The 13,943-nt window shown below is 46.8% G+C and carries 12 protein-coding genes; 8 read left to right on the top strand and 4 right to left on the bottom strand.

All coding sequences use genetic code 11. The annotated features are described in order from the left end of the window. Positions 1 to 30: 30 nt before the first annotated feature. A complete protein-coding gene (locus tag AC0THY_RS14300; RefSeq protein ID WP_489991275.1) occupies positions 31 to 414 on the top strand; it encodes a MerR family transcriptional regulator in 384 nt (127 codons plus the stop codon). On the opposite strand, the gene AC0THY_RS14295 is transcribed toward AC0THY_RS14300, so the two are convergent. Next, positions 377 to 1,300, bottom strand: coding sequence for a helix-turn-helix transcriptional regulator (locus AC0THY_RS14295; RefSeq protein WP_489991274.1), 924 nt, complete (start codon positions 1,298 to 1,300; stop codon positions 377 to 379). The genes AC0THY_RS14300 and AC0THY_RS14295 overlap by 38 nt on opposite strands. Positions 1,301 to 1,462: 162 nt before the next feature. Between AC0THY_RS14295 and AC0THY_RS14290 the strand changes: the two genes are divergently transcribed. Both AC0THY_RS14290 and AC0THY_RS14285 read left to right on the top strand, forming a co-directional pair. After that, positions 1,463 to 2,701 carry a galactokinase gene (locus AC0THY_RS14290; RefSeq protein WP_489991273.1) on the top strand — a complete coding sequence of 413 codons (1,239 nt, stop codon included), beginning with the start codon at positions 1,463 to 1,465 and terminating at the stop codon, positions 2,699 to 2,701. A gap of 100 nt (positions 2,702 to 2,801) precedes the next feature. After that, positions 2,802 to 3,995, top strand: a complete 1,194-nt coding sequence (locus AC0THY_RS14285; RefSeq protein ID WP_489991272.1) for a dicarboxylate/amino acid:cation symporter — start codon at positions 2,802 to 2,804, stop codon at positions 3,993 to 3,995. On the opposite strand, the gene AC0THY_RS14280 is transcribed toward AC0THY_RS14285, so the two are convergent. Both AC0THY_RS14280 and AC0THY_RS14275 read right to left on the bottom strand, forming a co-directional pair. Beyond that, positions 3,990 to 5,282, bottom strand: a complete 1,293-nt coding sequence (locus AC0THY_RS14280) for a sensor histidine kinase (protein ID WP_489991271.1) — start codon at positions 5,280 to 5,282, stop codon at positions 3,990 to 3,992. The two genes, AC0THY_RS14285 and AC0THY_RS14280, sit on opposite strands and share 6 nt — an antisense overlap. An 8-nt stretch (positions 5,283 to 5,290) precedes the next feature. Then, the gene (locus AC0THY_RS14275; protein ID WP_489991270.1) at positions 5,291 to 5,962 is read right to left on the bottom strand and encodes a response regulator transcription factor; all 672 of its coding nucleotides are present in this window, start codon (positions 5,960 to 5,962) and stop codon (positions 5,291 to 5,293) included. Between the two features lie 185 nt (positions 5,963 to 6,147). Between AC0THY_RS14275 and AC0THY_RS14270 the strand changes: the two genes are divergently transcribed. The 5 genes from AC0THY_RS14270 (at position 6,148) to AC0THY_RS14250 (ending at position 12,983) form a co-directional block, all read left to right on the top strand. Next, complete coding sequence (locus AC0THY_RS14270) at positions 6,148 to 8,478, top strand: ABC transporter substrate-binding protein (protein ID WP_489991269.1); 2,331 nt, start codon at positions 6,148 to 6,150, stop codon at positions 8,476 to 8,478. Then, entirely contained in the window at positions 8,400 to 9,326 is a 927-nt protein-coding gene (locus AC0THY_RS14265) for a carbohydrate ABC transporter permease (protein WP_489991268.1), read from the top strand. Before AC0THY_RS14270 ends, AC0THY_RS14265 begins: the two co-directional genes overlap by 79 nt. Before the next feature lie 5 nt (positions 9,327 to 9,331). Next, positions 9,332 to 10,171, top strand: coding sequence for a carbohydrate ABC transporter permease (locus AC0THY_RS14260; protein WP_489991267.1), 840 nt, complete (start codon positions 9,332 to 9,334; stop codon positions 10,169 to 10,171). Positions 10,172 to 10,248: 77 nt separating this feature from the next. Then, the gene (locus AC0THY_RS14255) at positions 10,249 to 11,796 is read left to right on the top strand and encodes a hypothetical protein (protein ID WP_489991266.1); all 1,548 of its coding nucleotides are present in this window, start codon (positions 10,249 to 10,251) and stop codon (positions 11,794 to 11,796) included. Next, positions 11,769 to 12,983, top strand: coding sequence for an ABC transporter permease (locus AC0THY_RS14250; RefSeq protein ID WP_489991265.1), 1,215 nt, complete (start codon positions 11,769 to 11,771; stop codon positions 12,981 to 12,983). The genes AC0THY_RS14255 and AC0THY_RS14250 overlap by 28 nt, the downstream gene beginning before the upstream one ends. Here the strand turns inward: AC0THY_RS14250 and AC0THY_RS14245 are convergent. Beyond that, on the bottom strand, positions 12,967 to 13,830 hold the full coding sequence (locus AC0THY_RS14245; RefSeq protein WP_489991264.1) for an AraC family transcriptional regulator: 864 nt from the start codon (positions 13,828 to 13,830) through the stop codon (positions 12,967 to 12,969). The genes AC0THY_RS14250 and AC0THY_RS14245 overlap by 17 nt on opposite strands. Positions 13,831 to 13,943 lie beyond the last annotated feature (113 nt).

The raw sequence follows: 13,943 nt of genomic DNA, 5'->3' as shown, positions 1-13,943 counted from the left end.
AACGAAACAGAAAAGGAAGGAGGCAGGCAAATGACCATTGCGGAGGTGAGCAAAAAGTGCGAGATTTCACCTGACACACTCAGGTATTATGAACGCATCGGCTTGATCCCCAACGTGCCGAGAAGCAAGAGCGGAATCCGGGATTACGATGAAGTGTCCTGTAATTGGGTTCAGCTCATGAAATGTATGAGGAAAGCCGGAGTGCAGATTGAGGCATTGATTGAGTATGTGGCATTGTTTCAGAAGGGAGACTCCACGGTTGACGCCAGAAAGGCAATCCTGGTCGAGCAGCGCGAAAAACTATTAGAGCGCATGGCGGATATGCAAAGCTCCCTGGAAAGACTGAATGAAAAGATCGATCGCTATGAGCAGGGGCTTATGGTAACGGAGAGGAAGCTTCTATTGAAGGAGTGAGCCGTAATTGTTCCTTTCGATACTGGCGGGGGCTGCATCCCTTTATCTTGGCAAACACCTTTGAATAGTAGTTGGAATCCGAATACCCTACCATTGAGGCGACATCCGTGATTGTATAGGTGGAATCCATAAGGTAGTCCAAACTCTTTTCAATACGGTATTCCTGTAAAAAGGTAAAGAGTGAGACATTCATGTAAGTTTTAAAAAGCCGGCTGCATTCACTTGTGCACAGATGGATTTGCTTCGCAACCTCCTCCAGTGAAATTTTGTCTCTGTAATTTTTCTCAATATAACCTATGATCATGCGTATCCGGTCAAACGCGATTTTGTCGTGGGCGGCATAGGCAACGGAGGGGGATCTGTGCGCAAGGATGGTTTTCCACAGAGACAGCAGTTCCACAGCGATATCCACCTCAAAGAAATCTGGCTTCTGCTCGCTTTTTTCAACAATCCTGCGGATGCTCGTCAAAATGGAGGCATGCCAGCTCTGGGTAAAATCAATATGTATTGCAGGCATGGAAAAATCCTGGGTGAGGGGCTCCACGTACTTCTGGTTAATGATACTCTGTTGAAATCCATAGATTAGTTTTGGATCAAAGGTGATGGAAATATAGTGACAGTCCTGATTCTGAATCATGTATCCGGAATGGAGCACATTGGCATTGCCAAACAGGATATCCCCTTTTTTCAGGTGATATGTACAGTGGTTGACTTTGTAGAGCATCTCCCCCGTTTGAATGAGGGAGATTTCTACCTCCGGATGCCAGTGCCACAGAAAGGACCCTGTTTCATAATTGGACAGCTTTTCGTAGCTTATGAGCAGCGGGAACGCATTGTTTCCGTGCTTTTTTAATTCCTTCTGGAACTGATTCGTTGTTATCTGCAAATGTGGCACCTCCCAGCCTGCAAAAATACCTTTTCTACAGGCTATTTTACCACTTTTTCCATAAAAAGCGCAATATTTTCCTTGTTTTGCGCGGTATTCTTAAGGATTTGTTTGTCAGAAGTAGTATAATAGTGGAAATGAAATAAAAGGAGGAGCTGCGATATGAATAAACCAAAGCAGACAGAGCTTGAGAGAGTATATGGGGAAAGCGAAAAGAGCGGTGCGCGCTTTCAGGAACTGGGAGAACAGTTTCATAAGAGATATGGCTGGGAGACGGCTGACTTTTTTTCTGCGCCCGGTCGTACGGAGATGATCGGAAATCACACGGACCACAATGGCGGTCTGGTCCTTGCTGCCAGCGTGAGCATGGATACCATCGGCGCGGCCTGTCCCAATAACAGTGATGAGATTCACATCACCAGCGAGGGTTACAGCAGTGAGATAGTGGTTGATTTGAATGCCATTGACCAGGTTGAAAAGGTGCAGGGGACGCAATCTCTGGTGGCGGGAATGGTTGAGGCTATCCGAAAAGCCGGATTTGTGGTCTCAGGATTTGACGCGTATGTGTCAACAGAGGTGATCAGCGCTGCGGGCGTCAGCTCCTCTGCTTCATTTGAAATGCTGGTGTGCTCCATGATCAACTATTTCTTTAATGACAATACCATGACCTGCATAGACTATGCAAAGGCCGGACAGTATGCGGAAAATGTGTTCTGGAAAAAGGCATCCGGGCTGATGGACCAGATGGCCTGTGCAGTCGGGGGAGCGATTCTGCTGGATTTTTCCGGGGAGCAGCCAACGTATGAGCACATGGATTTTTCCTTTCAGAGCCTGGGGTATCATTTAGTGATTGTCAACACCGGAAAAGGCCACGCGGATTTAGGTGATGTGTACTCGGAGATTCCACTGGAAATGCGCCAGGCTGCCTCCGCTGCCTCCGCCGAGAGACTGTGTGACACAGATTGGGAGAGCGTGTTAAAAAATATTTCTAACATTGAGAATGACCGGGCAATTCTGAGGGCTCTGCACTTTTTTGAGGAAAACAAGCGTGTCAAAAGGGCAGCGGAAGCGATCACTGCCGGGAACAAAAGGGAATTGCTCTCCCAGCTTGAGAAGTCAGGAACCTCATCATGGGAATTGCTGCAAAACTGCTACGCGCTGCAGAACTATACAGAGCAGAAGATTCCATTAGCACTGGCGCTGACCAGCCTGTTTCTGGAGCAGGCTGGGGACGGTGTGTGCAGGATACACGGCGGTGGCTTTGCAGGGGTAATTATGGCGGTAATCCCGGAGGACAAGACAGAGAGCTATGTTGACTACATTTCTGCGTTTGTGGGAAGAGAGAATGTGTATCCTCTGGATATCCGGGCAGCAGGAGCGGTCCGCTTAGAGAGAGATTGAGGAATAAAATCCCTTAGAATACCATACAATAATGTTTATCATGAGCCCGGCTGCATGCCGGGCTTACTTAGACGAGAAAAATATGGGAAAAGGTAACGGGATGAAAAAAATAGTAAAGAGCCTGCCTTTCAGACTGGTATTGGGCGTGGCGGCAGGGATAGTGGCAGGACTGCTCTCCAATACGCAGGTTATGAACATAGTTGTAGCTGTTAAGTATGTGTTGGGGCAGCTGATTAACTTTTGTATGCCATTGATTATTTTGGGCTTTATTGCGCCATCGATTACAAAACTGGGAAGCCGTGCCTCTAAGATCCTGGGGTTTGCGGTGATTTGTGCCTACACCTCCTCGGTCTTGGCTGCGCTGCTCTCAATGGGAGCAGGGTATGGCCTGATTCCACATTTGGCAGTCTCAGCTAGGACAGACGGTCTGCGAGAGCTGCCCGAATTGGTGTTTCAGCTGGATATCCCTCAGATTATGAGTGTGATGAGTGCTCTGGTCTTCTCCATCCTTATAGGTTTAGCTGCCGCCTGGACAAAAGCAAAACGGATTACAGAGCTCTTAGATGAATTTCAAAAGATGGTACTGCTGCTTGTATCCAGGATCATTATTCCTATCCTGCCTGTATTTATAGCCCTTACATTCTGGGAGCTGTCTTTTGAGGGAACCATCACAAAGCAGCTTCCTGTATTTTTAAAGGTAGTGGTCATTGTGATCGTGGGACATTTTCTTTGGATGGCCGTTCTCTATGTCACAGCAGGCATCTATTCACGGATTCATCCCTGGAGGGTGCTCCAAAACTATGGGCCTGTCTATCTGACGGCAGTGGGAACCATGTCTTCTGCCGCCACCTTAGCGGTGGCGCTTCGATGCGCAAAGAAGGCGGAACCGGAGCTGCGAAGCGATATGGTGGATTTCGGAATTCCGCTGTTTGCAAACATTCATCTGTGCGGATCGGTATTGACGGAAGTGTTTTTTGTGATGACGGTTTCTCAGATTCTCTATGGCCGGGTTCCGGATTTGGGGCAGATGATTTTATTTTGTTTTTTACTCGGTATTTTTGCGATTGGAGCGCCCGGGGTGCCGGGAGGCACTGTGATGGCATCTCTGGGGCTGATAACGGGGCTGCTGGGCTTTGATCCCACCGGCACTGCTCTGATGCTGACTATCTTTGCACTGCAGGACAGCTTTGGGACAGCATGTAATGTAACCGGGGACGGCGCCCTTACCATGATACTCACCGGCTATGTGAGAAGGCATGGAATGGAAGAGCAGAAAATCCGGTTGGAGCTATAGAGCAGCAGGGAGTGAGATATAAAAGACAGATCCGGTAGGCTGGTTGTCCTCAACCCATATCTTACCCTGATGAAGCTGTATCAGCTCTTTTGCAATGCAAAGGCCCAGACCGAAATGACGCTTATCTTTTCTGGAAGCGTCACCTCGGTAAAAACGGTCAAAGATGATCTTTTTGGAGGAATCGGGAATTCCCGGGCCATTGTCAGCCACCCACAGGAGGAGATGGCCACGTGCGGATGAAATCCCCAACTGTATGTCACCTGCCTTAGGTGTATAGCTGGCAGCATTGTCCAGGAGTATGCCCAGCACCTGCTCCATCCGCTGCCTGTCGCATTGGCAGTGGGGCAGAAGTTTGTCCTCTAGGCAGATTTTTAGATGCTGTCCCTTGTTTTGCATGACAGGTTGATATTTGTCAAAGATATCCAGGAGCAGTGTATCCAGCTGGGTATCCTCAAAGTGCATGCTCCACGCCTGGGTATCGGCATTGGATAGGGAGAGCATATCATCAATCAGCCTTTTCATACGTTTTCCCTCTGAGTGGATGGATTTGAAAAATGCAGAGCGGTCATTTTCATCCGCCACTTCCAGCGCAGAGGCGCAGGACAGTATGACGGCCAGTGGGGAACGTAGTTCATGGGAGGCAGCGGCCACAAACTCTACCTGCTTTAACCGGTTTTCTTCCACGGGTTTTAAGATTTGTCCGGAAAACTTCCAGGCAAACAGTAAAATAAGCAGAAGTGCCCCCAAGTCAATGACTGCAAATATGATGCGCAGGCCCATGATCTGTTGTCTTAATGGTAGGCGGGAGTACAGAATAAGAACACAGACTTCTCCATATCTGTTGGGGAGGGAAGCAAAGGTTACCAGGTGCTCTGTGCTGCTGTAATCCATTTTGAAGTCCAGGTATTTGGTGATGTTTTTCGACTTGGGTGGATTGGCAATGTCAAAGCCATGTGTGTTTAGCGCCTCATCGCACGCCTTTTGAATCATAGCATTCTGGTCTGACGTCAAATTTGCCTGGCTCCAGGAAAGACGGCGGCTGTTTTCAAACATCACAATGGTATAGACGTGGTTGTCAGCCATTTTCGAGAGCTGTTCGTAGTCTATAAGTGTCTCTCTCTCCAGATAAGCCAGAATCGTGCTTCTGTCTCTTTCGTAGGAGGCGGTATCATTTTTTTTCAACAGGCCCTCAAACAGATAAAGACCGGAAAGTGTCATGGCAATCAGGATAATGCTGATGATAAGGGTACAAAAAAAGGTCATTTTCAAATGAATTTTTCGAAACATCGAAATCTTTAAACCTCCAGACAGTAGCCCACGCCCCGGACTGTTTTTATAGTCAGGCAGCTCTCTACGGATTTCAGTCTTCTTCTCAAAAAATGGATATAGTTGTCCAGGTTTCCCTCCTCTATTTCAGAGTCAATTCCCCAGACCTTGGTTAAAATCTGCATTCTTGGAAGAATGCGGTTTGGATTTTTCAATAACACCTCCAGCAGATCCCCCTCCCTTCTGGAGAGAGAACAGGATATTTCATGACAGGACAGCACCTTAGCCTGACAGTCAAAGGAGATATCCCCACACCGGAGGGTAAGCGCGTTGTCCATCTGGCGGGGACGGCGCGATATACTTCGAATGCGGGCCATCAGCTCATTATAGTCAATGGGTTTTACTATGTAGTCGTCAGCGCCGCTGTCCAGTCCCTCGACCCGCTCCTGAATCTCCCCCAGGGCAGTAACCAGAATAACAGGTATGCTGATATCCATACTACGAATCTGAGCGAGAAGCTCTGTGCCGCTGATGGAGGGCAGAAGGCGGTCCAAAAGTATAAAATCATGTATTTTTTTCAAAATCAGTTCCAGCCCCTCTGTGCCGTCATGGCAGATATCTACAAGAAACCCATTTTTTCTCAGTTGATAGGCAAGTGACTGACATAAAGCGATATCATCGTCGATAATTAAGATTCGCATAAGTTCCTCCCATATGATCCATGTCGTATTTTCATGGAACTTATTATATCATGTTTTTCCTCGCTGGTCAGAGCTTTGGGGGAAATAGAGATAAATTAGAGATAGAATAGAGTGGGAATAGAGGCAGGAGCCTCTGGTTAATGATAAAATGAATCCATCAGCATAAATGAAAGGATGGGATTTTAGTGAAAATTTGGAAATGGATCGCCGCTGCAGCGCTGGCGGCTGTGCTGGCTGCGTCTCTGGTATCCTGCAGCAAAGACAATAAGGATGCAAAGCAGTCAGATTCAGCAGAAGAGATAACAGGAAAGATGGAGGGTTCTATGGGGAGATATGTGGAGCAGGATCTTACGTTCCCGGAGGGTGAAGTCTATTTCTATAATATACTCTCAGATGGAACGATACGAATGATATGCAGCTCAGGAATCTATGACTCTATGGACCAGGGAGAGAGCTGGACATTCTGGAGCGAACAGCCGGAAGAGCTGAAAAAACTTTTAGGCGAAGAGGTAAATTTAGGTAATTTTAAGGGAAAAGCGATTAACAGAGCTGCTATTGGCAGTGACGGCAGCATTTTTTACTGCCGCCTGAAAGAAGCAAATGAGTTTACTTATTATTATGTGGACAAGGATGGCAGCACCCGCGAAGTCAACGTGACCGAGGAGGACGGTGAGACACCCATTGAGTTGTATAACATGGAATTATACGAAAGTGGAGATTTAATCGCTTGTGATGACAAGGGAAGAGTTCTGCGTATAGACTCAAGCAATGGGGAGATAAAGCATACATTTCTGGAAGCGGAGGGGGAAATACCCGAAATCGTCTCCACAGTTGTTGTGGGCAATAAACTGTTCCTGTTTCACATGATCCAGAACTATGAAGCAGATGGAATGATGAGCATTCAAAACATTTCCGTAGATACCTACTCACTGGATAACAATGAAAAGCTGGAGAAGCCAAAAGCACTGGAGGACTTTTTAAACGAGAATTTTAAGGAAAACGATGAGGCGACTTTGACTGCCTATATCAGCGGAAGGGATGGAAGCAACCTCTATTTTGTAAACACCAAAGGAATCTACCGATTTGCGGTGGACGGGTCAGTGGTTGAACGGATCTTTAACGGTGGCCAGGGACAGATGAACATAGATACCTGCTTCGGAGGAATCGCGTTAGACCAGGATCAGCTTATACTCAGCTATTCTGAAACGGAACATGTGAAGTATGTTTTTAATCCGGATATCCCTTCTACCCCGGAAAAAGAGATTACCGTCTATTCTTTGGAAGACAATTATGAATTGCGTACCGCAATTACAAAGTTTCAGAAGGCAAATCCGGATACCTTTGTGAACTATGAGGTGGGGCTGACAGATACGGACGCAGTGACCAAAGACGATGCGATTAAGGTTTTAAACACCAACATCATGGCTGGGGAGGGACCGGACGTTCTGCTTTTGGAAGGGATGCCTGTTGAGGCGTATATGGAAAAGGGGCTTCTGGCTGATATCACAGATGTGGTAAATGAGGTTTCAGGGGAGGATGGCCTGTTTGACAACATTGCACACACATATCAAAAAGAGGATAAAATTCTGGCGGTTCCAAACCGTTTTACCATACCAGTGGTTTTGGGAAAAAAAGAGACTCTGAACCAACTAACGGACTTGAACAGCTTTGTAAAAATGGCAGGAGATCAGAAAGAGGGGACCGCACAGGGCATCAGTATAATGGATCAGATGGACACCTTTTTCCTTTTAAAAATTCTTTTGCCATCATCCTCACCGGCATGGGTAAAGGAGGATGGAACACTGGATGGAGAAGCACTGAGCCAATTTTTGACAAATGTAGTACAACTGGCTGATATCTACCAGATCCCGATGGAGCGCAGGAGCGGCATTGAGATGGATGAGGGAATCACTTTTGAATTGGCTCAGTTTATGACAACAGGGGAATGTTACCTTTCCCAAATGGTTCGGGAGAACTCAGATCTCAATCCATTTAACATGAAGGATTGCCAAAATCTGTTTGGAATGACCTCGGCCATTAAACAGCTTGGAGAACAAGAATATGATTACAGCGTTGCCCCGGGACAGGCATCCGGAGTCTATATCCCAATGCTGACCACAGGCATTAATGCAAAGAGTACAGAAATAGAGGCATCCAAAGAATTTATCTCTTTCCTTCTCCGTCCGGACAGCGGTCTGAGGTCAGGATGGTCTGTAAATCAAAAGGAGTTTGAACAGATACAGGAAAAAACGGAAAATGTGCAGGAGGGAATAAGAAATATCATTGCCGATGAGATGGAGGGAACCACTATGGAGTTCAACTTTATCTGGCCTTCAAAAGCAGATTTTGATAAGTGGAAAGCAATTGCAGAATCCCTGAAGATCCCTGCTGTTACGGATGATATGATTAATCTGACCGTTTTGGAGGAGGGCGCAAAATGCTTAAAGGGAGAATGCTCTGTGGAGGAAGCGGTAAACAGCATAACAAGCAAGCTGAATCTTTATCTCTCAGAATAAGAATGAGGCGCCATAAGAGTGCGTTTACAGGGTTTCTGTTTATCCTGCCAAGCTTAGGGGGAGTATCCATATTTGTGCTGGTTCCCTTTATGGATGTAATACGGCGCTCGTTTCACAGCGCTGTGGCTGAGGAGTGGACAGGGCTGGCCAATTACCGGATGCTGATGGACAGTTCGGCATTCCGGCTGGCAGCTGTCAATACTTTGAAATTTGAGGCAGTCTGTATTCCGGTCTTGATTCTTCTGTCACTGATTATCGGGGTGGTGCTGCAGAAGCAGCAGGTGTTTGGCAGTATACTAAAATCTGCATTCCTGGTTCCCATGGCAATACCGGTAGCTTCTGTGGTGCTCCTCTGGAGAGTATTGTTTGATACACAGGGACTGCTCAATGGCCTGCTTGCGCGGTTCCATTATAGCGCCGTTGACTGGATGAACAGTAATTTTGCGTTTTGGGTCTTGACCTTCAGTTACATATGGAAAAATCTGGGGTATGATATTGTGCTCTGGATGGCAGGGCTGTCCGGTATTCCGGACAGCCTCTATGAAGCGGCTAAGGTAGACGGGGCAGACTCTTTTAAATGCTTTATCCACATTACGATTCCAAACTTAAAGTCTACACTCTATACCATTACCGTACTGTCATTTTTAAACTCCTTTAAGGTGTTTCGGGAATCCTACCTGGCAGCAGGCAATTATCCCCATGAGAGTATGTATCTGCTCCAGAATCTTTTTCAAAACTGGTTTCGGGATATGGATTTTGACAAGCTGGCTGCGGCTGCGGTTCTCATGGTATTGGTTTTACTGATATTGGTACGCTTTCTGCAGAGGGCATGGGACAGGGAGGAGTGAGACAAATGAGGCAAAAGATACTTTTGATTCCGCTGGTTCTGATGGGACTGATCGTGTGCTATCCTGTAATATTTCTATTGGCAGGGTCTCTGATGGGAACGTCGGAGCTGGGAAGTCATTTGGAGGCTGTACTAAAGGAAGGAACCGGCTATGCAGACTGGCGTCTCCTGCCTATTGCGCCCACTCTTCGCCATTATGTTCAGCTGCTTTTGGACTCACCGGAATATTTTGTAATGTTTTGGAACTCTGTAAAGCTGGTACTGGGCATCCTTGCAGGACAGCTTTTGACAGGGACAGCAGCGGCATGGGGGTTTGCAAAATATAAGTTTCCATTTAAAAAGGCGTTGTTTACGGTATATATTTTGCTTATGGTCATGCCCTTTCAGGTGACCATGCTCTCCACCTACCTGGTGTTAAACCGCATGCAGCTGGTAGATACACGCTGGGCGGTGATCCTGCCCTGTGCCTGGTCGACCTTTCCGGTATTTCTGATGTACCGGTTTTACTGTTTCGTACCGGATTCTCTGCTGGAGGCGGCAAAGATTGATGGCGCAGGGGCAGTAGCGACATTTTTACATATCGGGATTCCCCTGGGCTCATCTGGGATTATATCTGCAATGGTGCTGGGATTCCTGGAGTATTGGAACCTGATTGAGCAGCCTCTGACTTTTTTAAAGAGAAAGGAACTCTGGCCTCTCTCTCTGTATCTGCCTAATATTGGACTAAAACAGGCGGGAATCTCTTTCGCTGCATCTGTGGTTACCCTGGTGCCTGCATTTTTAGTATTTCTGTGCGGCCAGGATTATTTAGAAAAGGGAATCATTGCTTCCGCCATAAAAGAATAGGAGAAGGTGAAACTATTTTGAAGCTTTTTAAATATTTGCCCTTAAGGGAAAAACCTCATAATATTAGGGCACGCGCTGTGAAGTGGCTGATTCTGTTTGGCATATGGATGATTATCCTGACCCTCCTGTCCCGTGCAGCCAGCAATTTGACAATTCCACAGGTGGAAGCCGTTGCAGCGGCCAGAAATGCACTGGAGTATAATATCAGTGTACCTGGAGAAGTGAAGGAAAATCAGATCTATGCGGTGACAACGGTTCCAGGTATCCGGGTTAGACAGATTGCCGTCTCAGAGGGGGAGAACGTGAAGTCCACAGATACCCTGTTTGTCCTGGACATGGATGATTTGCAGGAACAGATCCGGATGAAGAGAAGGGAGCTGAAAAAAGCAGATTTGGGTATTCAGGATATGGAAGAGAGGAAAGCCTTGGAAGAGCAGGAGGCTTTGACAGCACAGAACCGGGCACAGGAGGACTATAACCGCACAGTACAGTCTGCGGATGCCTCAAAACAGCAGGCCTATGAGGCTTTGCAGCAGGCACAGAGCAGGCTTTTGGAGTTTGAGCAGAATAGCTCCGGGAAGGCCGCCGATGATGCCGTAATGCAGAATCTCAAGCAGCAGTGCAAGGATAAAAAAGCAGCAGCTGGTCAGGCGGAGCAAAAACTAAAGGAAGCGAAGAAGGGGAGCGATGAGAAAGAGATAGAGGCTGCAGAAAAGGAATTAAAAAAAGCCGAAAAGGAATTAAAGGAGGCACAGGAGGCATATAGCCAGTACCAGTCCTCCAGAAAGGCGGAGAAAAACCAGACCAGCAGCCAGGAACGGCAGGCATTGGAGGATGCCTGCCGGCAGGCTGAGATTGCCTACGAGGAGGTTGCAAAAGAATGGGAGAAAAGCTTAGAGGATGCAAATAGGCTGATTGACGACTCTATGAAACCCCAGGCGCCGGACAGCAGCCTGCAAATAGCTAAGATAGACAGAAAGAGCCTCAAGAGTGAACTGCAAAAACTAAAAGAGCTTTATAAGGGAGGGGGGATCATTTTGGCTGCAGTGGACGGTGTGGTGACGGAAATTCACATTGAAGCGGGAAACGATACCATAGACGGCAAAAATATAGCAATCGCGGATACATCCACAGGGAGCAGATTTCAGGCACAGATTACAAAAGAACAGAAGAAGTACATATCAAAGGGGGATCAGGTGGTTCTGGAGCAGGATGGGGCAGCGGATGCAGTAAAAGGCCTGAAGGTGGATTCGGTGAAAGCGGACAGAGAGAATCAGGAGCTTTGGAATGTAACGGTTATGTTACCTGACAACAGCCTGGAGATCGGGAGTACTGCAGAAATGAAAATCCAAAAAAAAACAAAGGAATACTCCTGCGTTCTGCCAATTGAGGCACTTAGAAGTGAGGAAGATCAGTTATTTGTATTGGTACCCGAGAAGAGGGACACTGTTTTGGGAAATGAGCTGGTTGCCTCTAAAGTCTATGTGGAGGTTCTGGAAAAAAGTGACCGGATGGCGGCAATCTCAGACAGCAGTTCTCTGTCAGGCCAGTCTGTAATCATCAGCTCTGAAAAACCCATTAAGGAGGGAGATCGGATTTGTCTGAAAGAAGAAGAACCGGAATAAGGCATACTGCTTTGTTTTGGTTCGGGATATTATTCATGTCTCTGTGTTTCTCAGGCGCTGTTCTTTGGGGCTGCAGGCAGGTTACGGAAAAAAATGTTGTATTTCTGGACGAAGATATCTCCTATACCGCCAAGGAGGCTATGGAGATTCAGAAACAGACGGGATTATCAGAAGATAAAAGCCTGTCCTTTACCTTCTGGGGTGAAGAGAGGGGGAAGACAGTTGAAAACAGAGCCCTAAACCGCCGGGAGACGGCCACTCTGGTCACTGTATGCGGTGATTCCGGTTTGGTTCTTCCGGGCAGCACAGAGTTAAATATGGTCCCCGGCTGTCTGCTGGATGAGGAAATGTGCCTGCGGCTTTTTGGAAGTACTCAGGTAGTAGGGGCCCGGATTCAAATTGGGGAAGGAGAGTATGCGGTAAGAGGAATTTTGTATAACACAGAGGGGACCGTATTGGTCCAGGCAGACGGCAGTGAGGAGGCAGCTCTGGACAGAATTTCTGTAAATATACCCAAGGGGATTTCTGCTAAGGAAGTGGTACGAAAGCTATCTACCCGGCTTGGATTGTCAGATCAGTCAGTTGCAGCGGCCAGTTCGCAATCCTATGGTGCCCTGGGCGTATTTGCAGCCTGTCTGCTGCCTGCTATCCTATATCTGTCCCTGTCATTTTCAGCAGTAAGGTGGAGCCTGAAGGCAGAGAAAGGAACTGTAGAACGATGGCTCGGAATGGCCTTTGGGGGGCTGGCTTTCATAAGCTTTCTTTGGACCACAGGAATACAGCCTGCTATTCCAAAGGAATGGATTCCAACCAGGTGGTCTGACTTTGGATTTTTTGCGGAGCTTTGGAAGAATGCGATTGAGGGTGCCGTTAGATCGTTGATAAGAGTAAAAGAACAGCCAATGCTGATATATATATGGAACAGTATGAAGGCGCTGGCCTTTGGGACTGTCGCTGCAGTCTGCTGTGTTTTTATCTCATTCCAGACCAAAAGAATGGAGATTTGGCCGGCTTTTCTTTGTAATCTGTTATATCTGTGTTTTGTATTTACTTTACTGACTGTATTCTGCGGAAGATATGGCCTCTCGGAAAGAGGAATCCGGATACTCTGGCTGGCAATACCTGTTTATCTGTGGGAAAAATATCTCTTCGATCAATGCAAACGAGCCTTCATTTCAATGGAATAAAGATTTTAACCTCATTTTTAGGGTCATCAAATGACAACACTCTGCGCTTATATACTTCAAAATCTTCACGGTCATCCAACTCTTCTTTTGAGGTAGGGAGCCATGTGCCATAGATATACTGATAGGATTTGAACAAATTTGCAAAGGTGCCACGGTGGGTGAAAACGGCATATCGGCCTGCTTTCAGTGTTTTTCCAACCAGAGTCTTTGGCAGATTATCAAAATTTTTCACGGAACTTCCTATCAGAACGGAAAAGGATACATCTCCCTCCTCTGTGTAGGCGGTCTGCTGGGTTTTACAGATACTATACCCTATACCCGTAAAATGATAGGAATTTATGTGAAAACGAAGAAACTGCTCCCACAATTCGGGAATCTGATTATTTGAGAGACTGGTATTTCCCCGTATTCCCGCTACTTTGATCTCATCCTGTAAAAGTATCTCGGGAATATGAGAGATATTGTTTGCGATATGCCTGACGTCTTGGGGGGACATTTCCCTTTTGGCGTTTGTCACCAGATTTATTCCTGCTTTTCGATAGTCTGACGGGCTGCTGCCAAATACCGTCTTAAATGCTCTGCTGAACGCTTCCGGTGATTCAAACCCACTGTCAAAGGCAATATCAATCACACGCTGATTGGAGTGAATAAGCTTTTCTGCTGCCTTATACAGCCTGCGCCGATGGATATAATGGCCTACTGACTCGCCTAAGATGGAAGAAAACAGACGCGTCATGTGATGGTAGGAATATCCGGTTACTCTTGACACATCATTTAAACCAATCCCCTCATCCAAATGCTCCTCGATATACTCAATTGCTTTTTCTACAGGGAATAAGCGTTTCAAACGGTCACCTCCTTTTGATGTATCCCCATTATATCATAAAAGCCAGCAAAAAGTATCAAGAATAAAGGCTCTCTCTTTGGTATCATATGGTTACTGTTCACAGTAACGACATA

The sequence above is a fragment of the Ruminococcus sp. 8Y-12 genome, from assembly GCF_058119865.1.
Note: the sequence above shows the minus strand (reverse complement) of the source record. Positions and strands in the feature narration are given on the sequence as shown.

Coding starts and splice junctions, on each gene's coding strand:
- AC0THY_RS14285 (WP_489991272.1), top strand. CDS start 2,802: ATGAAAAAAATAGTAAAGAGCCTGCCTTTCAGACTGGTATTGGGCGTG.
- AC0THY_RS14275 (WP_489991270.1), bottom strand. CDS start 5,962: ATGCGAATCTTAATTATCGACGATGATATCGCTTTATGTCAGTCACTT.
- AC0THY_RS14265 (WP_489991268.1), top strand. CDS start 8,400: ATGCTTAAAGGGAGAATGCTCTGTGGAGGAAGCGGTAAACAGCATAAC.
- AC0THY_RS14300 (WP_489991275.1), top strand. CDS start 31: ATGACCATTGCGGAGGTGAGCAAAAAGTGCGAGATTTCACCTGACACA.
- AC0THY_RS14290 (WP_489991273.1), top strand. CDS start 1,463: ATGAATAAACCAAAGCAGACAGAGCTTGAGAGAGTATATGGGGAAAGC.
- AC0THY_RS14280 (WP_489991271.1), bottom strand. CDS start 5,282: ATGTTTCGAAAAATTCATTTGAAAATGACCTTTTTTTGTACCCTTATC.
- AC0THY_RS14260 (WP_489991267.1), top strand. CDS start 9,332: ATGAGGCAAAAGATACTTTTGATTCCGCTGGTTCTGATGGGACTGATC.